The sequence below is a fragment of the Mesorhizobium sp. USDA 4413 genome, assembly GCF_056280365.1.
This window is the reverse complement of sequence record NZ_JBVPRP010000001.1, coordinates 5,063,693-5,085,736: the sequence shown is the minus strand read 5'-3', so window position 1 is coordinate 5,085,736 and position 22,044 is coordinate 5,063,693. Positions and strand designations below refer to the sequence as shown.

Genomic DNA, 22,044 nt, shown 5'->3' with positions numbered 1-22,044 from the left:
GCGGATATCTATCGCTAGCAACCGGCGGAGCGCGCAATGACGAAGCAGGACATCGAGATCAAGACCCAGGACGGCACGGCGAAGGCACGGCTGTTTCGTCCAGCCGCGCCGGCCAAGGCCGGCATCATCCTTTACATGGATATTTTCGGTCCGCGTCCGGCGCTCGACCAGATGGCCGAGCGCCTCGCGGAGCATGGCTATGCCGTGCTGGTGCCCGATCTCTTCTACCGCTATGCGCCCTATGGCCCGTTCGATCCCAAAACCGCCTTTGCCGAGGAAAAGACCAAGGCCCTGCTGTTGATGCTGAGCGGCGGCACGACGCAGGGCATGACAGTCCGCGACGGCAGCGCCTTCCTCGATGCGCTGGCCGCCGAGGGTATCGCCGGACCTGTTGGCGTCGTCGGCTACTGCATGGGCGGCGCGCGGGCGCTGAACGCGGCAGCGAGCTATCCCGACCGGATCGTTGCCGCGGCGAGCTTTCATGGCGGTAATCTCGCCAGCGATGCGGCCGACAGCCCGCACCGCAAGGCAGCCTCGATCAAGGCGCGCGTCTATATAGGCGTTGCCGGCGTTGACAGCAGCTTCCCGCCGGAGCAGTCGGCGCGGCTGGCGGAGGCGCTCAGGGTGGCAGAGGTCGACCACGTCATCGAGAACTATGTCGGCGTCGGCCATGGCTGGTGCGTCAAGGACCATAGCGTCTATGACGAGGCGGGCGCGGAGAGGCATTGGAAGCGGCTGACGACGTTTTTCAAAGAGACGCTCGGCTAGCCATCTCTCGCAGATCGCGGAGGGGCGGGCAGCGCGAGCCTTCGAATGTTCGCGCCCGCCCCTCATCCGCCCTTCGGGCACCTTCTCCCCGCGAGCGGGGAGAAAGAAAAAGTGCCTCCCACAAAAATCTTTTCATCACCCCAAGGATCGGTCATTAGCCTTCGTCCAACAGGCAAATGACGGCGATGATGCTGGACGACAGCGAAGCCTCCGATGCCGAATTGATCGGGCTGGCGAGGGGCGGAGACAGGGGGGCTTTCGGCAAACTGGTCGAAAGGCACTATGGCTTCGTCTATCGCGCCGCCTATCGCTGGTGCGGCCGCAAGGCCGACGCGGAGGACATCGCCCAGGATGTCTGCGTGCGGCTTGGCCGCGCGATCCGGGACTATCAGGGGAACGGCGCCTTCACGACATGGCTCTACGCCATGACGCTGAACGCCGCGCGCGACATGATGCGCAAGCGGGCCCGCGACACCGCCAAGACCGACGCCTATGGCGCCTATGCGACGATCGCGGGCAATGCGTCGGCGGAGAGCGACGATCCGACCGAGGCGCTGTGGGAGACAGTGCGAATGCTGCCCGACAAGCAGCGCGACGCGGTGCTGCTCGTCTATGGCGAAGGTCTCAACCACGCGGCGGCGGCGGAGGTGATGGCGATCTCGGAGGCGACGGTTTCCTGGCACATCCATGAAGCGAAGAAACGGCTGAAGGTGCTGATGCGCTCAGCCGGGGAAGTGTGACCATGGTCGACGACAACGAACTCGAAAGGCTGCGCGACATCGCGGTACCGGCGCCGGGCGGCGAGGCGAAGGCGCGCGCGCTCAATGCCGCGATGCAGGCCTTCGACATGGACGAAAAAATTCCGACAGTCTCCAAAGGAACGTCCGCAGGTCTTCGTCTCACGGAGCGAGCACAAAAGCTCTGGAGAGACATCATGCAACGGAAACTCATCGCCACACCGGCCATCACCGCGCTGGTCGCGCTGCCTATTGCCGGATATGCCGCTTTCGAGATGCTGAAGGAACAGCCGCCGGTCATTGGCGCCAATAACGGCAAGGTCACCGAGACGCTGGCCGACAAGCCGGTGGCGCAGAAGCCGGCGCCGGAGCAACCGGCGATCAACGAGCCGCTGGCGGCTACGTCGGCGGAGGAGAAGAAGTCCGTCGCGGACACAGAGACGCGCGCCAATTCACAGACGGCGCCCGCAGCGCCAAAGCCGGCGGCCGAGGTCGACAGCCTGCTCAAGCAGGAGGCGACGCCGGAGGCTTTGCCCGCGCCTGCGGAAAGCGGTCAGCTCGCCGCCGGCGGCAAGGCCGGTTCGTCGGGCAGGGTGATGATGCAGCTTTCGCCGTCGTCAAAAGATGAAGCCGGGAGGACCGATCAGCCGCCAGCAGGGGTAGCTGCCGCTATTCCGGCGTCTCCCCCGGCAATCACCAATTCCAAGCTCATGGTGCGGCCCGCGCCCATGCCGGCCGACCAGATGCAGGGGCAGGAGGAAAACCGCGACCGTATCGAGACGTTCAAGACCAATCCGGTGCATGAAACGGCGCAGGATCCGGTCTCGACCTTCTCGATCGATGTCGACACGGCTTCCTATTCCTTCGTGCGGCGCTCGCTGAAGGAAGGCAGCCTGCCCGACCCGGACACGGTCCGCGTCGAGGAGATGATCAACTACTTCCCCTATGACTGGAAAGGACCGGAATCGGCTTCAACGCCGTTCAACTCGACCGTCACCGTCATGCCGACGCCGTGGAACGAGCACACCAAGCTCATGCATGTCGCGATCAAGGGTTTCGACGTCAAGCAGGCCGAGCAGCCGAAGGCCAATCTGGTCTTCCTGATCGACGTCTCGGGTTCAATGGACGAGCCGGACAAGCTGCCGTTGCTCAAATCCGCCTTCCGGCTCCTGGTGAACAAGCTGAAGGCAGACGACACCGTCTCCATCGTCACCTATGCCGGCAATGCCGGCACGGTGCTGATGCCGACCAAGGCGTCGGAAAAGCAGAAAATCCTTGCGGCCATCGACAATCTCGAACCTGGCGGCTCGACGGCCGGCGAGGAAGGCATCCGCGAAGCCTACAAGCTTGCCCAGCAGTCCTTCGTCAAAGACGGCGTCAACCGCGTGATGCTTGCCACCGACGGCGACTTCAATGTCGGCCAGACCGATGACGACGACCTCAAGCGGCTGATCGAGAAGGAGCGCAAGACAGGCGTGTTCCTGTCGGTGTTCGGCTTCGGCCGCGGCAATCTGAACGACCAGATGATGCAGACCATCGCCCAGAACGGCAATGGCACGGCGGCCTATATCGACACGCTCGCCGAGGCCGAGAAGGTGCTGGTCGAGGATGCCTCCTCGACGCTGTTCACCATTGCCAAGGACGTCAAGATCCAGGTCGAGTTCAACCCGGCCAAAGTCTCGGAGTATCGTCTCGTCGGTTATGAGACCCGGGCCTTGAAGCGTGAGGATTTCAACAATGACCGCGTCGATGCCGGCGATATCGGTTCGGGCCATTCGGTGACGGCGGTCTATGAGATCACGCCGAAGGGGAGCGGCGGGGAGCAGGTCGATCCGCTGCGCTACGGCCAGGCGAAGGTCGACAATGGCGGCGTCGCCAATGCCGACGAATATGCCTTCGTCAAGATCCGCTACAAGCTGCCGAACGAAAATGTCTCGAAGCTGATCACCACGCCGGTGACCGCCGCCAACGAGGTGTCATCCTTCGACGCGGCCGGCGCCGACCAGCGTTTCTCGGTCGCGGTGGCGGCCTTCGGGCAGAAGCTGCGCGACGAGGACCAGACGGCGAATTTCGGCTACGACCGGATCGCGGAGATCGCCAATGCCGCGCGCGGCGCCGATCCGTTCGGCTACAGGGCGGAATTCCTTTCGCTGGTACGCCTGGCCTCATCGCTGGACAGCAACAAATAGAGCGTTGTGACCTCCAGCGATAAGCCGGCGGGAGAAATCCTGCCGGCCCTCTTGCAATCGTTAAATTGCGCGGCTTTTCCGGAACCTCGCCGCAACGAGCTTCTGTTAGTCAGCGCTGATAGAATTTTGAGGGATCAGCAGTGCATATCACGACAATCGGCAATGCGAACGCAACGGCAACCAGTGCGCCGGTGCGGGGATCGTCCGCGGCTTCGGTGGAATCCGCGCGCATCAGGAGCGATGTCGATGCGGCTCGCAACACGGCGCTTTCGGCGCTCAACAACGACCGGTTTCGCGCGATGCTGGAGCAGATCAGCGATCCGGGCACATCGGGTGCGCTGGCGACGATGAGCGCCGAGAACGTCGTCGATTTCAATACGGCGCTGTCGCGCTACGCCGAAAACAGCAAATAAGCAGGCCTGTCAGGCGCGGCTGCGCCTGCGCTCGCGCCGGCCTTCGCCCACATCGCCGGCGCTTGCCGTCTTGTTGCGCATCGGGCCGATGCGTTCGACGATCGTCTCGATGGTCGGGCGCTCAGCCTTGGTGTGGCCGTCGAGCGCCTTGCGCATGGCGGCGAGGTGGGCGAACGAGGTACCGCAGCAGCCGCCGACGATCTTGGCGCCGGCATCGACCGCCAGACGCACATAATCGGACATCAGCTCCGGGGTGCCGGAATAGTGGATCTCGCTGCCGCGGAATTCCGGAATGCCGCAATTGCCCTTGACGATCACGGTCGCCTCCGGCTTCGCCTCGGTCATGTCGAGCAGCGAGGCGAGGATATCGGAAGCGCCGACGCCGCAATTGGCGCCGACGCCGAGCGGGGCCTGCGACAGACCGTCGGCGACGGCGTGGATGTCCTTCGGCAGCAGGCCCATCATGGTGCGGCCGGCTGTGTCGAACGAACCGGTATAGGTATAGGGCAGGCCGATGCGGATAGCGGCCTCGGCCGCGGCGCGGATTTCGTCGGGCGCCGACATCGTCTCGATCCAGGCTACTTCGGCGCCACCGGCTTTGAGACCCTCGATCTGCTCGGCGAAGGCATCGACGGCGTCGTCATAGGTCAGCGCCCCGAGCGGCACCAACAACTCGCCGGTCGGGCCGACAGAGCCGGCGACGATGACCTTGCGGCCGGCCTTGTCGGCAACGGAACGGGCAATCTCAGCAGCGCGCTTGTTCAGCTCGTGCACGCGGTCCTGCGCATGATGCAGCTTCAGCCTGTGGCGGGTGCCGCCGAAGGAGTTGGTGAGAATGATATCGGCGCCGGCATCGACGAAATTCTGATGCAGGCTGGCAATGGTCTCGGGCGCCGTCTCGTTGAGCAGCTCGGGCGCCTCGCCGGCCGGCAGGCCCATCGCAAACAGATTGGTGCCGGTGGCGCCGTCGGCCAGGAGCACGCCCTTTTCGGCCAGCAGTGCGTCGATCGGGTTGGTCGCGGTCATGGCGGTAGCTTTCGTGTTCGAATTCGAATAACGATATAAAGAAGTCTTTATATCCAGTCAACGAGTTTGCGACCTGAATGGCTTCACGAAACCGGAGTGATTTCGACCTCGATCTCGGTGCAGACGCCGCCATTGGTCGGGTGGTGATCGACCGAGCAGGCGGTGACGACAAGCAGGAGGTCCTGTTCGGCGCGCAACGTGACGTAACCGCCCGGCGGATTGATCGAGGCTTCGACGACGAGCGTTCCGTCCGGCTGCGGCAAGGAGTTCTGGAAGAGGTCGACCGGGTCGGGCGCGAAGGGCAGGTCGATGCCTTCCGCGGCGAGCGCCGTCATCAGATTGTCGCGGCAGTTCGGGTGGCCGGGCAGGCCGGCACGTTCATAGAGCGCGCCGTCGCAGGCCGGGTAGAGCATGTCGTGCGGTCCGGGCGAGGCGTCCTCGATCAGCGTCAGCATGATCCTGCCGGCGGCACTGTAGAAATGATCGCCGGGTTTCGGAAACAGCCGCTCGGTGATGTCGCGTGTCTGTGACGTGCTCAACCAGTCGAGCCTGCCTTTGGTCGAGAAGGCCCAGAGGTCGGAGACCTGCTGGCCCTTGGGATCGATGATGCGGATCAGATCGCCGCGCCGGACGCGCATGGAGCGGCCCGACTGCGGAGGGACAATGACATGACGCGGTTCTTGCATGGATCTACCTGAAGCGATGACCGGCAGCCGGATGGTGGCCGACGTCAGTATGGTATCGATGCCGGCAATCAGACAGAGACTGATGGGAAAGACATTGCGGCCAGCTTCTGCGTGAAGCTTGCCGCCTCATGCGCGTTGATGTCGGCGGCGCGGATCAGATTGTCGAAGTGGCTGGTGAGCGTGCGGATCGGCTGAGTGGCGCTCAGCACGATATACATGTCGCCGACATAGATCGCGGCGCGATAGGGGCCGAAGATCGTATAGGGGATCGAATAGCGCATGCGGCCGTCATAAAGGAAGAGCCGGAACGTCGGGTAAAGGTCGTCGAGCAGGGCTGCCATGTGCAGCAATTGCTTGCGTCTTTCGGCTTCCGGGAAACGATCCCAGACGCCCAGGCCGCGCGCGAAAATCTCCAGCGCGTGGCGCGGCATGCAGACCTCCATGTCGGTCTCCGGACGCCTTGTGTAGTCGATACGGTATTGCGTCTCGCCGGCCTGCGCCTCGCGGTTCTTGTTGGCGATGCCGGCCTCGTAGTCGATCAGCGCCTCGGTGCGCAAAAGATCGGGAATGCCGGCCGGCACATAGCGAATCTTGGTGCCGGCGGCTTCGGCGTGCCATTTGGCGAGCAGCGTTCGGTCGAAGCCGTCCGGCGCCTCCTCGATCTCCAGGCTTTCGCGGATTTCGCCGGTGACACCTTCGTCATGGCTGAGGCCAAGCAGCCAGTCGAGCGAGACCTTGAACTCCGCGGCGATGTTGAGAAGCGTCTCGGCACGGGGGAGGCGCGTCGAGGCGCCGGACAGCAGTTGCGAGAGCGCCGAGCGGTCGATGCCCACGGCTGTTGCGAAGGCCGACTGATTCAGATCGGACCGTGTCAAGAGCAATTTCAGCCGCTCCCGGAAGATCGTCGACAGATCGCGCTTGTCCATCAGGCCGCTCCTGCTTGCGGGAGGATAAATTTTGCGCCGGAGCCGATCTGAACGCGGCGCAGGGCGGAAATGAATCCCCATATTTGTTTACAATGCGTAACATCTGCCGCTAAAAGTGCGCAATCGCAACAGTTTGTGCGCATTGTCGCATTGATGTAGCGGCAGTCTCCTGACACAATGCTGTCAGGAATCGAATTGGTTCCGGCGACTGGAAGGCAGTGGTCGATAGCATGGCAAGCATGAATACCGGCATGAGCAAGAGACGCAGCAGTGCACCGGCAATCGAATGGCCGACGGTATTCCTCGCACTCTTCTGCTACGGCGCATGGTTCGCAATCGGCTTCCTGCTCTGGCCATCCCATCCTTTGATCGCGTTGATCGCGCTGGGCTTGATCCTGGCACTCCAATCCTCGCTGATGCATGAGGTGCTGCATGGTCATCCGACCCGCAGCGCCAAGATCAACGAAGCCTTCGTCTTCCTGCCGATCGGGCTGGTCTGGCCGTTCCGGCGTTTCAAGGCCATCCACCTTCGCCACCATGCCGATGAGCGGCTGACCGATCCGCTGGACGACCCCGAGAGCTATTACCAGGCGCTCTGGATGCATGAGGAACTGCCGCCGGCGATGAAGTTCCTGCTCAAGATCAACAACACCATGGCCGGCCGCTTCATCCTCGGACCATGGCTGTCCTCGGTCGGCTTTTTCATCGACGACGCCAAGCAGATCGCCGCCGGCGACAGGGCGATCCGCAAGGCTTGGCTGCTCCATGCCATCGGCATTGTCGTCGTGACGCCGATCGTCACCTTCGGCTTTGGCATCCCGCTCTGGCTCTATGTGCTGGTGCCCGTCTGGCTCGGACAGTCGCTGATTTCGGTGCGCACCTATGCCGAGCATCAGTGGTCCGAGCATCCGGAAGGCCGCACCATCATCGTCGAACGCTCGCCGCTGTCCTTCCTGTTCCTCAACAACAACCTGCATTTCGTGCATCACAAGAGCCCGACGGTCGCCTGGTACAGATTGCCCAAGCTCTTTCGCGACCGGCGCGAAGAATGGTTGCGGATGAACAACGGCTATGTCTATCCGAACTATCTGGCGCTGATCAAATCCTATGCCTTCAAGGCCAAGGAGCCGGTCATCCATCCGGTGCTGCGTCGCGCGCCGGAGCCGGGCCGCGCCTTCAAGCCGCGCGTCAGGGCGCGCAATGTCAGCGGGCTTGGCACGGCGCCAGTTCCCGCCGAGCCGCCGAAAGAGTAATTTCGACTTTCCGCGCCCGCTTTTTCGCGGCGGACCGCAGGCGTCGAAGGTCGCCTGTCTTTGAAAGCTGTTCGACATGAGCAAGTTCGTTGCGGCCCTGCCGATGTATGACTGGCCCGAAGCGCGCGGCGAGGTCGATGCGCAATGGGCACGGTTGCGCGACGCTTTCCGGCAACGGGGCATCGATGCGCCGGAAACGATCGTGCGCAGCAATGGCGACCTGTCGCCGGTGCCTGGCGGGATCTTTGATGACGCCGGCAAGCTGATCGCGCCGGATCCGGCGACGCTGCCGTCGGCTGAGCTCGATTTCCATCGGCTTTGGCTGCATCCGGCGCTGCTTTTCGCCCAGACCTGTTGGGGACCGATGGAGCTCGGTTTGGCCCAGCATGTGCAGGTGATCGCGCAACCGAGCTATGACGCTTTCGAAGGAGGCAAAGGCGAGCTCTATTCCAGCGCGCTGGTGATGCCGGCTGACGGCAAAGCGTCGGTGCCTGCGCCACAGGACGGCAAGGCCGTCATTCCGCTCGATCTTCTCCGCGGCAAGCGCTTCATCCTCAACAGCCTCGATTCCATGTCCGGCATCATCGGCCTGACGCGCGATCTCGCGGCTTTGGCGGAGAGCCTCGATATTTTTGCCTCCCGCAGCGAAAGCGGCGGCCACCGGTCGTCAATTGTGGCGGTGGCGAAAGGTAGGGCCGACGTCGCGGCCATCGACTGCAAGAGCTGGAGGCTGGCGCAGCGTTTCGAGCCGGCGGCGAAAGGCGTGAAGGTCGTCGGCTGGACGGCACTGCGCAAGGGCTTGCCCTATATCACGGCCAGAACGACGCCGGAAAGAACCATTGCCATGATGCGCGAGGCCGTCGCGGCGGTCGAAAGCAGGTCAGAGCAGTCGCTTATCCAGCGGATAGGCTGAAAGCTTCTCGTTGCCTGTGTCGGTGATCAGGATCTGCTCCTCGATCTTGACGCCTTCGCGCCCGCCAAGCCTTCCGATATAGCTTTCGACGCAGAGCACCACGCCTGGTTCGAGCACGCCGTCCGGCGTATCGTCGGTCCAATCGCCGGCATGTGGCAGCGTCGGATATTCGTCGGCTAGGCCGACCCCGTGGTAAAGCACGCCGTAGCGCGTCGGATAACAATCGCCCGGTGGCACCGCCGAGCGCTCGACGAGATCGCGGAAGGAGACGCCCGGCCGCATCAGATCGGTGTTGTGGGCGATCTGATCGGCGGCGATGCGGAAGAGATCGCGCTGTTCGTTCGACGGCTGCTTGTCGCCGCAAAGCCAGGTGCGCGAAAGGTCGGCGCAGAAGCCGTAGGGGCCGATCAGGTCGGTGTCGAAGGCGACGAGGTCGCCATCCTCAACGACGCGCGAGGAGCATTCCTGGAACCAGGGATTGGTGCGGAGGCCGGACGACAGAAGCCGCGTTTCGATCCATTCGCCGCCACGCGCGATGTTGCCGCGATGCAGTTCCGCCCAAAGCTCGTTTTCGGAGATGCCGGGCTTCAACGCTGCTTCCATCTCTCCCATCGCCGCTTCGCAGGCGACGATGGCGCGGCGCATGGCGAGGATTTCGTCCGGCGATTTGATGAGGCGCGCATTCTCCATCACCGCTTCGCCATTGCCTATCGCAATGCCGCGGCGGGCAAGTTCCTCGACACCTTCCGGATTGATGCGGTCGACGGCAATGCGGCGATTGCCGCCGCCATGCTCGGCAATGAGTTCGGCGATGCCCGCGCCCCAGCGCCGGACCTTCCGCTCGGTGAGTTCACCGCTGTAGAGATATATCCACGACACGGCTGGCCGCACCTCGTCGACGACACCCGAATGGTCGGACAGGTGCTCGCAGGAGAAATAGTCGAACAGCACCACGGGACCCTCGGTGGCGACGAAGCAGTGGCGGGTCGGATTGTGCGCGACCCAAAGCTGCATGTTGGTCGAGTCCGTCGCGTAGCGGATGTTGACAGGGTCGTAGAGCAGGGCGCCGGCATAGTCGCGGCGCTTCAGCTCGGCGCGGATGCGCTCCAGCCGGTATCTGCGCATGGCCGGCAGGTCGGGCGCGGCGATGCCCGCCGCCGCCCACTCGGCTTCGGCTGTCGCGCCATAGCCCAGCAGATGTTGGTTGAGCGAGGCCGCTTTGTCGCGCGAGGCTTTGCGCAGCGCGTCGACCGAGCCTGGTTCGAAGGGCATGATCCTGCGATGGCGGCCGAAGCCCAGCTTGTCCATTCGTTCCCCCTGAACCTTACGGTCCGGTCTTCTTGTGCAGCCTGGTAACGATAGCGTGGCGCGGCGGGAAGCCGAGCGCCTGCGGCACCTCGATGCGGCGATGCACGGTGTCCATTGCGTAGCCGGCCTTCGCAATCTCTTGGAAAACATCCGAAGGGGGTTCCCTGTCGTCGGTCAGGACAAGCACAGCCGGCTCGCGGATCGACCGGGCGAAGTCCGGTATCTCGTCGTCGAGCACAATGAGATCGGCATCGACCAGGCGCAGATTGCCGACCCAGAACCAGCTCGAGACCACGGTCTTGACCGGTCCATCGGCGTTGATCTGGTCGTAGAGCGACCGGTAGTCCATGCGCACAATGCTGCCGCGGCCGTCGCCGCCGTGCAGGTGCATGTACCAGCTCAGCGGCAGCACAAGGACGGCAAGGAGCGCGCCAACGAAGACGATGGTGGCTTGCGTCTTTCGGCCCCTCTGGCCCATGGCGTCGAAACGCATAGCCAGGGCCGCGGGCAGAAGGATGAAGATGGGCAGCATCCAGCGATCGCGAAACTGGGTGATGCCGGCGGCCAACACGACTGTCACCATGACCACAAGACCAAGCGTGATCGCCCGCCACAACAGCTTTTCCGGCCACCTTACCGGCTGAGGCGGCTCCGTCCGCTTTCTCGTCGCCAGGACGTAGGCGACGGCAAAAATCACGACCGGCAAGCCAGCGAAATTGACGATCGCATTGGCCAATCTGCGGATGCCGAGAAGTGCCGTTTTCGCGACGTCGCCGCCTTCGGCGACGCCCAGGCCCCCTTGGTGCGCGAGCAGATCTTCGAGATGCGTCAGGCTCCAATAAAGCGTCGGCAGGCAGGCAAGGACCGCTACCGCCACGCTGATCAGGAAGCGGCGGTCGAAGATAGCCTCACGCGTTTCCCGAACCGAGAGAGCTGCCATGAACAGGGCGGCAAGGAAGATGACGATGTTGTATTTCGACAGCATCGCGGCCGCAGTCGCCAGGCCGAAGAACGCGTACGCAACGGCCGACCGCCGCTTCTCCACCTCGACCAGCGCCAGAAACAGCACCGAGGTGAAGCAGAATATGGCAACCGAGTGGGTGAGGGCGTGCTGCATCTCCCAGAAGATCTGGGGAAACAGAAGCAGCCCGAACATGCCCGAGGCGGCGGCGCGGTTCGAGTAGCCGAGTCGGCGTATGGCGGTGAAATACGCGGCCAGCCCCGCGGCCAGCAAGCCGTATTTGACGATCTTGAGGGCAAGGACGCTGGTTCCAACCAGCGAGGCCGCAAGCATCGCCAGCCAGGTATATAGAGGCGGCTGCGAACTGCCGTAGCCGGCGGCCAGGAACCGCATTTCCATCAGTTGTTCGGAATCGTCGACGCCGACGCCGGTGCCCGCGAAATGGGACAGAAGCGCCATCACCACGATCTGGATCAGGCAGTAGAGTAGGGCTAGCGCGACCGCGGTGCTGAAAGGACCGACCCGTTCATCGCAGAGCCAATCGGTCCATTTCTCAAGCTGCCGCAAGGGGATTTTCTTCTCGTGCTGATGCGCCGGTCGCGGGGCTTGACCATGCCACAACAACCGGCGCAATCCAACGATTGCCGGCTTCAGGCGCGCATCTTTTCGCCGCTCGGATCGAAGGGCGGCTCGACATTGATGCGGGCCGGGCGGCGGTGGCCAAGAATCTCGATCTCGAACAGGCCGGCGCTTTCGTCCTCGGCAAGGGCGGCCGGCACATAGCCCTGCGCCATCGACTTCTGCACGTAATGCGCATAGCCGCCGGACGTCACCCAGCCGACGACGCGCCATTCGCCATCGACGATGCCGCGCACGGCGGATGCACCTTCGGCGGCCTGCGATCCGCGCACTTCCTTGCCCGCCGCGTCGAAGCGCGGCGCGCCGTAGCCATGCGGCTTCTCGACCGTGCCGTAATCCTTGCCGACCTTGGCCCAGATCGGCTCGTCACCCATCACGTCGGCATCGATGGCGTCGACGATGAAGGAGACGCGGCGCAACTTCGGCCCTTCGGCGTGTTCCTTGGCGGCGGCCTCGCGGCCGATGAAGTCGTTCTTTTCCAGCTTGATGAAGCGATCCATGGAGCCTTCGAAGGGGCCGTAGATCGGGCGCAACTCGCGGAACCAGGTCGGGAAGTTCTTCTCCAGGCGCATGGAGAGCAGCGCGCGCATGCCGAAATCGACGATGCCGAATTCCGCGCCGGCTTCCTTGATCGCCTTGTAGACGAGGCGCTGATAGGCGGGCGCCATCCAGATTTCGTAGCCGAGGTCGCCGGTATAGGTGATGCGGTTGACCATGCAGGGCGCGCCGCCGACCGCCATCTCGCGGAAATCCATGAAGCGGAAGGCCTTGGTCGAGACGTCGACATCGACAAGCTTCTGCAGCAGGTCGCGCGATTTCGGCCCGGCTATGGAGAGACCCACCAACGTCTGGTCGAAGCGGTGGATGCGCACCGAACCATCCTTCGGCAGATGCTTCTCGAACCAGCGCATGTGATATTTCTGCGCAGCCGACGAGCCCCAGATCATGAAGCGATCCTCGCCTGATTTGGCGATGGTAAAGTCGCCGATCAGCTTGCCGAACTCGTTGACCATCGGGGTGAGCACGATGCGGCCAGTCTTCGGCATGCGGTTGGTCATCAGCCGGTTGAGGAAATCCTCCGCACCCGGACCGGACACCTCGTATTTGGCGAAGTTGGCGATCTCGGTGACGCCGACCTTCTCGCGCGTGGCGCGCACTTCCTCGCCGATCGGGCCGAAATCGTTGGAGCGATGGAAGGACACGATGTCCTTCGGCTCGGTGCCCTTCGGCGCGAACCAGAGCGGTGTCTCCAGCCCCCACGAATCGCCCATCACGGCGTTGTTGGCGAGCATCGTGTCATAGAGCGGTGTCGTCTGCGCGGGACGGGCGGCAGGCAGTTCTTCGTTCGGGAAGCGGATCGAGAAGCGCCGCGAATAGTTTTCGCGCACCTTGGCGTTTGTGTAGCGCAGCGTCGCCCATTCGCCGAAGCGGGCGACGTCCATGCCCCAGACGTCGAAGCCCGGATCGCCATGCACCATCCAGTTGGAGAGCGCGAGGCCGACGCCGCCGCCCTGGCTGAAGCCCGCCATGACGGCGCAGGCGCACCAGAAATTGGTCAGCCCCTGCACCGGACCGACCAGCGGGTTGCCGTCGAGGGCGAAGGTGAAGGGGCCGTTGATGATCTGCTTGATGCCGGCCTTCTCGATGCCGGGGAAATGTTTGAAGCCGATCTCCAGCGACGGCGCGATGCGGTCGATGTCGGGCTGCAGCAATTCATGGCCGAAATCCCACGGCGTGTTGACCTGCGACCACGGCTTGCAGGCCTTCTCATAGGTGCCGAGCAGGATGCCGTTGCGCTCCTGGCGGGTGTAGATCTCGCCCTTGAAGTCCAGCACGCCGATCATCTCGCGGCCGGTCGATTTGTTGAATTCCTCGACCTCTGGCATCGGTTCGGTGAGCAGGTACATGTGCTCCATGGCCAAAACCGGCAGCTCGACGCCGACCATGCGGCCGATCTCGCGCGCCCACAGGCCGCCGCAATTGACGACATGCTCGGCGTGAACCGTGCCCTGTTCGGTGACGACGTTCCAGGTGCCGTCCGGCTGCTGCGTCAGGTCGACGACGCGGTTGCGCAGCACGATCTCGGCGCCGAGTTTTTTCGCCGCCTTGGAATAGGCGATGGTGGTGCCGGACGGGTCGAGATGGCCTTCGACCGGATCCCACATGGCGCCAACGAAATTCTTCTCGTCCATCAGCGGGAACATCGCCTTGGCTTCCGAAGGCGTGATCAGCTCGGTATCCATGCCGAGATAACGGCCCTTGGCGTGGGCAAGCCGAAGGAAGTCCATACGCTCCGGCGTATCGGCCATCATGACGCCGCCGGTCAGATGCAGCGAGCAAGACTGGCCGGAGAGCTCCTCGATCTCCTTGTAGAGCTGGACCGTATAGGCCTGCAGCTTGGCGACGTTGGGGTCGCCGTTCAGCGTGTGGAAGCCGCCCGCCGCATGCCAGGACGAGCCGGAGGTCAGCTCCGAACGCTCGATCAGCATGATGTCGGTCCAGCCGGCCTTGGCGAGATGATAAAGCACCGAGCAGCCGACGACACCGCCGCCGATGACAACCGCTTTTGCATGAGATTTCATAAAGATAGGTCCGTTTTTACAGAGACTGAGTTTTAAGAGATTGAATCGAGTGGGCGAGGCGTAAAAACAAAGCGCAGATCGGCCACCGCAATGTTCTCTGCCAATTTACCATCAAGCGCGGCGAGGATGGTTTCACAGACGGAAGTGCGATGTTTCAGGACGTCATGGTTCCAGAAACGCAGGATCGAATAGCCTTGAGCGCGCATGAAGTCGTCACGGCGGCGGTCATATGAGCTGTCGGCATGTTGGTGCCCATCAATCTCGACGACAAGCCAATGCTCGCGGCAAGCGAAGTCGGCGAAAAAGGGACCGATGGAGAACTGGCGCGTAAAGCGACAACCGCCGAGCTTGCGCCCTTTTAACTCAAGCCACAGTAATGCCTCCGCTTGATTGCCTGCTTGACGCAGGTTTCTTGCTCGCCGAGTGGTGCCTTGTTTGCGGCGGCTTCGCGTTTGAGCAGCGCCTTCCCCCACTCCGTCGCCGCTTCGCGGCGCCACCTTTCCCCCCTCCGGAGGGAGAGGAAGGGAGCCGGCTGGAATCGCCTCGCGCCTTTCCTCTCCCCCGTCGATCGGGGGAGAGGTGTCGAGCGAAGCTCGACGGAGTGGGGGTCGACTGTTCATCCTCAACATAGAAGATCAGAAGTCCGTCGGCGCGCCGCCTTCGGCGCGGCGTTTTTCGACGAAGTCGTTGAGTTCCTCGCGGATGGCCGGATCCATGTAGGGCTCCTCGTAGGAAGCAAGGCGCTCCTTCCAGACCTTGTTGGTCCGCTCCATCGCCGTCGGCGAGCCGGCCTCGGTCCAGGTCTCGAAGTTGCGCCAGTCGGAGACGATCGGCGAATAGAAAGCGGTCTTGTAACGCTCTTGCGTGTGCTGGGTGCCGAAGAAATGACCGCCGGGACCGACCGCCTGGATGGCGTCGAAGCCGAGCGCGTCCTCGGAAAGATCGAGCGGGGTCAGGAACTCGGCCACCATCTGCAACAGGTCGATGTCGAGGATGGTCTTTTCGTAGGAGCAGCGCAGGCCGCCTTCCAGCCAGCCGGCGCCGTGCATCATCAGATTGCCGCCGCCCTGGATGGCGCCCCACAGCGAGAAGACGCTTTCATAGGCTGCCTGCGCGTCGATCGTGTTGGCGGCGCAGGTGTTGGAGGTGCGGTAGGGGATATTGTAACGGCGGGCGAGCTGGCCGCCGACGAGCTGTGCCTTCATATATTCGGGCGTGCCGAAAGCCGGCGCGCCGGACTTCATGTCGACATTGGAGGTGAAGCCGCCATAGCCGACCGGCGCCCCCTTCTTGACCATCTGCGCGAAGGCTATGCCGGAAAGCGCCTCGGCATTCTGCTGCACCAGCGCGCCGGCGACGGTGACGGGCGCCATGGCGCCCGAGAGCGTGAACGGGGTGACGATCACGGCCTGACCCATGCTGGCCATCTGGATGATGCCTTCCATCATCGGCACATCGAGCTTGAGCGGCGAATTGGTGTTGATAATGGTGAAGACCGACGGTTCCTGCATCAGCTGTTCGCGGCTGATGCCGCGGGCGATGCGGGTGATCTCGATACCGTCGACATTGCGCTCCTTGCCGAGTGAATAGATGTGGAAGACCTTGTCGGTGAGCATGGCGAGGTCGCGGATGCATTCCAGGTGCCGCACCGACGGATGGATGTCGATCGGCTCGACCGGATAGCCACCGGTGCACTGCAGGATGTTGTGCATCTGCGCCAGGCGCAGAAAATTGCGGTAGTCCGCCTGGTTGCCAGGCCGGCGGCCGCGGTCGAGGTCGGAGCAATTCGGCGCCGAAGCCATCATCGACAGGATGACGTTGTTGCCGCCGAAGCGCAGATTGTGCGCCGGGTTGCGGGCATGCAGCGTGAACTCCGACGGGCAATGCGAGACAAGCTCGAGGATCATGTCGCTGTCGAAGCGCACGCGCTCCGAGCCTTCGCGCACATCGGCGGCATGCGCCTTCATGATGCGGCGGGCTTCCTCGTGCAGCACGTCGACGCCGATCTCCTTCAGCACCCGCAGGGAGGCGAGGTGGATCGATTCCAATTCGTCGTCGGATACGAGCTTGGTCGGCGCCAGCGGGTTCTTCAATTGCCGGAAGGCGGGCTGCTCGAACGCGGCCGAGCCGCCGGCGCGCTTGCCCGCGCGGCCGCCACGGCGGGCGCGATCGGTTGCCAGTGCCGGTTCGGCGGGATGAAGGGCGGCGGTCATGAGAAGCCTCGTGAGGATGCGAAATTGGCCGGCATAATGGACCGGCGGCAATGCTGCCGGTGAGGAGGCGGCGACCACTAGGGCGAGGGAAGCGACATGACGGAAGGGGAGGATGCGAGCGTCATGCAACGCCGACTCTCCTGACAGGGAGTGGCTGGAACATACGCTTTCGCCGCCAGTTGGCCCTTACGGTGACCGGCCGCAACGGCTAAGCCTTCAACCGATTGGATCAGGACTGATGGCTCTGGCGGATTCAATGAGCAGCGAGAGGGTGCAGTGGGCCGCGATCACCGGCGTGATTGCGACCGTTTCGGTGTTCGCCATCGCGCAAGGGCTTTCCTATCCGCTGCTCAGCTTCATCCTGCAGCGGCAAGGCGTTTCGCCGGCCGTGATCGGTCTGTCGGCGGCGATGACGCCGGTCGGCTTCATCCTGTCCTCGCCGCTGATTCCGGGGCTGGCGCGCCGCTTCGGGGCGGGGCGCACCGCGCTCACTTGCGCAGCGCTCTCCGCGCTGGTGCTGGCGCTGGTCGGCTGGACGCAAAATGTCTATCTGTGGTTTCCGCTGCGCTTCCTGATCGGCGTGGTGACCAATCCGCTCTATGTGCTCAGCGAAATCTGGGTGATTGCGCTCGCGCCGCCGTCGCGCCGGGGCCGCGTCATGGGCATCTATTCCACCATCATCTCGGCCGGCTTTGCCGCCGGGCCGCTCTGCCTGCTTGCCGTCGGCACCGAAGGCTGGCCGCCTTTCCTGGTCGGCATCCTTGCTTTCGTCTTCTGCGGCGCCTGCCTGGCCGCGGTGGTGAAGCAACTGCCGAAAGTCGATGAGCCCGAGAACAAGGTTTCGGTGCTGGGCTTCATACCAACGGCTTGGCTGCTCATGTCGGCTGTGGTCGTCGCCGCCGGTTTCGAGCAGGCGATTCTGGCGCTGCTGCCGGTCTATGGAACGCATCACGGCATTCCCGAAGCGCGCATGTCGGCGCTGCTGTCGGCAATGATCGCCGGCAACATCGCCATGCAGGTGCCGCTTGGCCTGCTTGCCGAAAGACTGACGGCGCGCCTTGTACGCTTCGGGTGTGTGACGGTGACCATCCTTGGATGCGTGCTTTTGCCGGCGTTGATCGAGACGCCGCTGATCTGGGTGTGCGTCTTTGTCTGGGGCGCGGTTTCCTACGGCATCTACACGATGTCGATCATCGAGCTCGGCGAACGCTTCACCGGCTCGGCGCTGGTTGCCGGCAATGCCGCCTTTTCGCTGATGTGGGGCCTTGGCGGCATCGTCGTGCCGCCGCTCACCGGCAGCGTGATGGATGTCATCGGCGCCGCCGGCCTGCCGGTCACGCTGGGCGCCATCTGCGCCGCGCTGGCGGCGGCGACGGTCGTACGCCGGCGGGTTTTGTAATCAGTCTCGCCGCCGCTCTTGAATATCAACGCAGCGAACGCGATGTAGGCGGAGCCCCAGATGGAGACCCGCATGACCAGCACGATGACCAAAGCCCGGTCCGAATTGACCGCTGAAGATCGCTTCCTCTGGCTGGAAGACCGCAACGGCAAGGAAGCGCTGGACTGGGTTCATCGCCAGAATGCGCTGACCGTCGCCGAATTGCAGGGCGATCCCTCCTATCCGGCGACCTTCCAAACCGCGCTCGACCTGATGACGGCCGAGGACAATATGCCGGTCGGGACCGCGCTTGCCGGCTACGTCTATAATTTCTGGCAGGACAAGACCAATGCGCTGGGTCTCTGGCGGCGCACGCCCGTCGCTTCCTACAAGACCGACAAGCCGGAATGGGAGACGATCATCGATTTCGACCAGCTCTCGGCGAAGGAAGGCATCAAATGGGTGTTCGGCGGGGCGAGCCGGCTCTATCCCGACTTCGACCGCTGCCTGCTCTACATGTCGCCTGACGGCGGCGATGCCAGCGAGATGCGCGAATTCGACATCGCGACGAGGTCCTTTGTCGATGGCGGTTTTTCCGCGCGCGCTTCCAAGTCGGGTTTTTCCTGGCTGGACCGGGATACGGTGATCGTCTCGGCGGCTTTCGAGGACGAAGACAAGACGCAGTCAGGCTATCCGCGCGTCATCAAACTCTGGCGACGCGGCACGAAGCTCGAGGACGCGACGCCGATCTTCGAGGGCGAGAAGCAGCATCTCTCGGTCGGCGGTGGCGTCGAATATGACGGTGACAAGCGGCATGTGCTGCTCGGCAAGACGCTCGACTTCTTCACCTCGCACAGTTTCCTGCGGCTGGCTTCCGGCGAGAACCGGCGCATCCCGCTGCCCGACGATGCCACCGACACGGCGGTCTTCAAGGGACAACTGATCTTCGGCGTGCGCAGCCCATGGACAGCGCCGGACGGCACGCGCTGCCTGCCCGACGGGCTTTATTCCGTCGATTTCGACCGCTGGATCGAGAGCAGCGCATTCGGTCCGTTCGAAACCGTGCTTGCGCCGGCGCATCGCGTCTCGATCGCCGGGCTCGCCAGGACGCAGGACCGGCTGTTCATCAACCTGATGGACAATGTGCGCGGCAAGGTCATCGCCTGCGATCGCGCCGCCGACGGCTGGTCGCTCAAGCCGGTGGCGCTGCCCGACAACGGCAATGTCGGCATCAGCCATGTCGAGCATTTCGGCTCGAGCGTGTCTTTTTCCTTCACCGATTTCCTGACGCCGAGCTCGATCATCTGGTCGGACGACAATGGCGAGACACTCCAAACCGTGAAGGCGCAGCCGGCCCGCTTCGATGCTTCGCCCTATGTTTCGGAGCAGTTCGAGGCGCGCTCGAAGGACGGCACGATGATCCCTTATTTCGTGGTGCGGAGGCGCGACCAGAAAGGGCCGGTGCCGGCGCTGCTCTACGGCTATGGCGGCTTCGAAGTGCCGCTGCTGCCCGGCTATGCCGGCATCCGCGGCAAGCTCTGGCTGGACAGGGGCAACGCCTATGTCCAGGCCAATATCCGCGGCGGCGGCGAGTTCGGTCCGGCTTGGCACCAGGCGGCGCTCAAGGGCAAGCGCCAGAACGCCTTCGACGATTTCGCGGCCGTCGCCGAGGATGTGGTGAGGCGTGGCATCACCACGGCCGCGCAGCTCGGCATCCAGGGCGGCTCGAATGGCGGCCTGCTCACCGGAACAATGCTGACGCAGCGGCCGGAACTGTTCGGCGCCGTCATCATCGACGTGCCGCTGCTCGACATGCTGCGTTACACCGAATTGCCGCCCGGCGCCTCGTGGATCGCCGAATATGGCGATCCGTCGAACCCGGAGGAGGCGGCCTGGCTCGGCGCCTATTCGCCCTACCAGCATGTCGCGGCCAATGTCGCCTATCCGCCGGTACTGTTGATGACGTCGACCGCCGACGACCGCGTGCATCCCGGACATGCGCGCAAGATGGCGGCGCGGCTGCAGGAGGCAGGCCATGGCCGGACGCTGTTCTTCGAGGAAACCGAAGGCGGCCATGGCGGGCGCGGAGACCGCCGGCCGCAGGCGGCGCAGACGGCGATGCGCTACATCTTCCTGCAGCGGTCGCTCCGTAAGACTGCCTGACGGGGTGGCTTGAATTTTAGGCCTCAGGCGGCATAAGCTGCCGCCATGATCCGCTTCAGCACATCAGGCGCCTTCGGGGTCGCGGTGACGCCGTCACCGCGGACCCTTCGCGCCGAGCTTTTGCGGCTGTGCGCCCGCATCGGCTATTCGCCGCCTGCCTTCCTCTGACGAATCCGCCCCGGCTCCTGCCGGATTGATTCAAGAGGAAAGATCAAATCCATGACTTATCAGAATTATTCGCTGAAGCAGCTTCAGCAGATTGACGCCGCGCACCACCTTCATCCCTTCACCGACCACAAGGAACTGCGTGAGGCGGGCTCGCGCATCATTACCCATGCCAAGGGCCCGTTCATCTACGATGCCGACGACACCGAAATCCTCGACGGCATGGCGGGCCTGTGGTGTGTCAATGTCGGCTACGGCCGCGACGAGCTGGCCGAGGCGGCTTACGCGCAGATGAAGGAACTGCCTTACTACAACTCCTTCTTCAAATGCTCGACGCCGACGCCGGTGCTGTTGTCGAAGAAGCTGGCGGAGCTGGCGCCGAATCACGTCGGCCAGGTCTTTTACGGCTCGTCCGGCTCGGAAGCCAACGACACGGCGCTTCGGCTTGTCCGCCATTACTGGGCGCTCGAAGGCAAGCCCGAGAAGAACCGCATCATCTCGCGCAAGTCTGCCTATCACGGCTCGACGATCGCCGGCACGTCGCTCGGCGGCATGGAGCCGATGCACAAGCAACTCGGCGGCGCGGTGCCCAACATCGTCCATGTGATGATGCCTTACGGCTATGAGCTGGCGCTGCCCGGCGAAAGCGACCATGATTTCGGTATCCGCGCCGCGAAGGCGGTCGAGGACGCGATCCTCGAGGCCGGCGCCGACAAGGTTGCCGCCTTCATAGGCGAGCCGGTAATGGGCGCGGGCGGGGTGAAGATCCCGCCGATGAGCTACTGGCCGGAAGTCGAGCGCATTTGCCGCAAATACGATGTGCTGCTGATGCTGGACGAGGTCATCACCGGCTATGGCCGCACCGGCGAATGGTTCGCGGCGCAGACCTTCGGGGTCGAGCCCGACACCATCACCACCGCCAAGGCGCTAACCTCCGGCTACCAGCCGCTGTCGGCGCTGCTGGTCGGCGACCGTGTGGCCAAGACGCTGGTCGAGAAGGGCGGCGAGTTCTATCACGGCTATACCTATTCCGGTCACCCGGTGGCCTGCGCGGTGGCGCTCAAGAATCTCGAGATCATCGAGAAGGAAGGACTGGTCGAGCGCGTCAGGAATGACACCGGACCCTATTTCGCGCAGGCGCTGCAGGAACGGATCGCCGGCCACAGGCTGGTCGGCGAGGTGCGTTCGATCGGCCTGATGGGCGCGATCGAGATCGTCAAGGACAAGGCGACCAAGGAGCGCTATCTGCCGTCGGGAAGCGCCGCCGTCGTCGTGCGCGACCATGCGATCGCGAACGGCATGATGATGCGGGCTACCAGCGACACGATGATTCTCTCGCCGCCGCTGATCTGGACGCGCGACACGATCGACATGGCCTGCGAGCGTATCGCCAAGGCGCTCGATCTCGCGGATGCGGATTTGCGCAAGCGCTAGAGCCTTTCACCGTTTCACGAAACGGCGAACCGCTCTATCTCCTTGTTTTTACGCAATTCCGAACGGAAAACCGCTCACACTTTCCCGGAATTGCTCTAAGCGGATATTTTCCGGGCGCTCCTCGTTGGGCGCCCGGTCCATTCCTGTACGGCTCGCGGAGGGTATCTCCAAAACGCAAAAACCGCGTCCCGGCGGGAACGCGGCTCTGCCAGATACGCATGGCGTTTCGCTACAGGATACTTGCGAAACTTACGGGCTCCGGTACGCGAGACCTGATCCGGAGCGCCGGG

The 22,044-nt window shown here is 63.6% G+C and carries 17 protein-coding genes; 9 read left to right on the top strand and 8 right to left on the bottom strand.

The window, feature by feature from the left end:
- Positions 1-36 precede the first annotated feature (36 nt).
- The 4 genes from ACVMIM_RS24965 to ACVMIM_RS24950 all read left to right on the top strand — a co-directional run bounded on the left by ACVMIM_RS24965 (position 37) and on the right by ACVMIM_RS24950 (position 4,107).
- The gene (locus ACVMIM_RS24965) at positions 37-768 is read left to right on the top strand and encodes a dienelactone hydrolase family protein (protein WP_476115151.1); all 732 of its coding nucleotides are present in this window, start codon (positions 37-39) and stop codon (positions 766-768) included.
- 176 nt (positions 769-944) lie between these two features.
- Entirely contained in the window at positions 945-1,508 is a 564-nt protein-coding gene (locus ACVMIM_RS24960) for an RNA polymerase sigma factor (RefSeq protein WP_476115149.1), read from the top strand.
- Positions 1,509-1,510: 2 nt separating this feature from the next.
- On the top strand, positions 1,511-3,694 hold the full coding sequence (locus ACVMIM_RS24955; protein ID WP_476115147.1) for a vWA domain-containing protein: 2,184 nt from the start codon (positions 1,511-1,513) through the stop codon (positions 3,692-3,694).
- Between the two features lie 140 nt (positions 3,695-3,834).
- Complete coding sequence (locus ACVMIM_RS24950; RefSeq protein WP_041003973.1) at positions 3,835-4,107, top strand: hypothetical protein; 273 nt, start codon at positions 3,835-3,837, stop codon at positions 4,105-4,107.
- Positions 4,108-4,116: 9 nt separating this feature from the next.
- On the opposite strand, the gene bmt is transcribed toward ACVMIM_RS24950, so the two are convergent.
- From bmt to ACVMIM_RS24935, 3 genes are all read right to left on the bottom strand, one after another.
- On the bottom strand, positions 4,117-5,133 hold the full coding sequence (gene bmt, locus ACVMIM_RS24945) for a betaine--homocysteine S-methyltransferase (RefSeq protein WP_278047982.1): 1,017 nt from the start codon (positions 5,131-5,133) through the stop codon (positions 4,117-4,119).
- An 83-nt stretch (positions 5,134-5,216) separates the two neighbouring features.
- Positions 5,217-5,819: a DUF1989 domain-containing protein gene (locus tag ACVMIM_RS24940; protein WP_476115145.1), complete on the bottom strand. Its 603-nt coding sequence runs from the start codon at positions 5,817-5,819 to the stop codon at positions 5,217-5,219.
- A 68-nt stretch (positions 5,820-5,887) separates the two neighbouring features.
- Positions 5,888-6,745 (bottom strand): helix-turn-helix domain-containing protein, encoded by an 858-nt coding sequence (locus ACVMIM_RS24935; protein WP_476115143.1) that lies wholly within the window; start codon positions 6,743-6,745, stop codon positions 5,888-5,890.
- A 251-nt stretch (positions 6,746-6,996) separates the two neighbouring features.
- Here ACVMIM_RS24935 and ACVMIM_RS24930 point away from each other — a divergent pair, with 251 nt between their 5' ends.
- The gene (locus ACVMIM_RS24930; protein WP_476115141.1) at positions 6,997-7,998 is read left to right on the top strand and encodes a fatty acid desaturase; all 1,002 of its coding nucleotides are present in this window, start codon (positions 6,997-6,999) and stop codon (positions 7,996-7,998) included.
- 76 nt (positions 7,999-8,074) lie between these two features.
- The gene (locus tag ACVMIM_RS24925) at positions 8,075-8,911 is read left to right on the top strand and encodes a phosphate/phosphite/phosphonate ABC transporter substrate-binding protein (RefSeq protein WP_476115140.1); all 837 of its coding nucleotides are present in this window, start codon (positions 8,075-8,077) and stop codon (positions 8,909-8,911) included.
- Here the strand turns inward: ACVMIM_RS24925 and ACVMIM_RS24920 are convergent.
- From ACVMIM_RS24920 to ACVMIM_RS24900, 5 genes are all read right to left on the bottom strand, one after another.
- Positions 8,879-10,219, bottom strand: coding sequence for a M24 family metallopeptidase (locus tag ACVMIM_RS24920; RefSeq protein ID WP_476115138.1), 1,341 nt, complete (start codon positions 10,217-10,219; stop codon positions 8,879-8,881). The two genes, ACVMIM_RS24925 and ACVMIM_RS24920, sit on opposite strands and share 33 nt — an antisense overlap.
- A 16-nt stretch (positions 10,220-10,235) precedes the next feature.
- Positions 10,236-11,747: an ArnT family glycosyltransferase gene (locus ACVMIM_RS24915; protein WP_476115136.1), complete on the bottom strand. Its 1,512-nt coding sequence runs from the start codon at positions 11,745-11,747 to the stop codon at positions 10,236-10,238.
- A gap of 83 nt (positions 11,748-11,830) precedes the next feature.
- Positions 11,831-14,401, bottom strand: a complete 2,571-nt coding sequence (locus ACVMIM_RS24910) for a GcvT family protein (RefSeq protein WP_476115134.1) — start codon at positions 14,399-14,401, stop codon at positions 11,831-11,833.
- Positions 14,402-14,433: 32 nt separating this feature from the next.
- Positions 14,434-14,898 (bottom strand): endonuclease domain-containing protein, encoded by a 465-nt coding sequence (locus tag ACVMIM_RS24905; RefSeq protein WP_476115132.1) that lies wholly within the window; start codon positions 14,896-14,898, stop codon positions 14,434-14,436.
- A 138-nt stretch (positions 14,899-15,036) separates the two neighbouring features.
- Positions 15,037-16,614, bottom strand: coding sequence for a trimethylamine methyltransferase family protein (locus ACVMIM_RS24900; protein WP_476115131.1), 1,578 nt, complete (start codon positions 16,612-16,614; stop codon positions 15,037-15,039).
- A 256-nt stretch (positions 16,615-16,870) separates the two neighbouring features.
- On the opposite strand from ACVMIM_RS24900, the gene ACVMIM_RS24895 reads away from it, so the two are divergent.
- The 3 genes from ACVMIM_RS24895 (at position 16,871) to ACVMIM_RS24885 (ending at position 21,754) form a co-directional block, all read left to right on the top strand.
- Positions 16,871-18,013: an MFS transporter gene (locus tag ACVMIM_RS24895; RefSeq protein WP_476115129.1), complete on the top strand. Its 1,143-nt coding sequence runs from the start codon at positions 16,871-16,873 to the stop codon at positions 18,011-18,013.
- Between the two features lie 72 nt (positions 18,014-18,085).
- Positions 18,086-20,155 (top strand): prolyl oligopeptidase family serine peptidase, encoded by a 2,070-nt coding sequence (locus tag ACVMIM_RS24890; protein WP_476115127.1) that lies wholly within the window; start codon positions 18,086-18,088, stop codon positions 20,153-20,155.
- Between the two features lie 219 nt (positions 20,156-20,374).
- The gene (locus ACVMIM_RS24885) at positions 20,375-21,754 is read left to right on the top strand and encodes an aspartate aminotransferase family protein (protein WP_476115125.1); all 1,380 of its coding nucleotides are present in this window, start codon (positions 20,375-20,377) and stop codon (positions 21,752-21,754) included.
- The last annotated feature ends 290 nt before the right edge of the window (positions 21,755-22,044 follow it).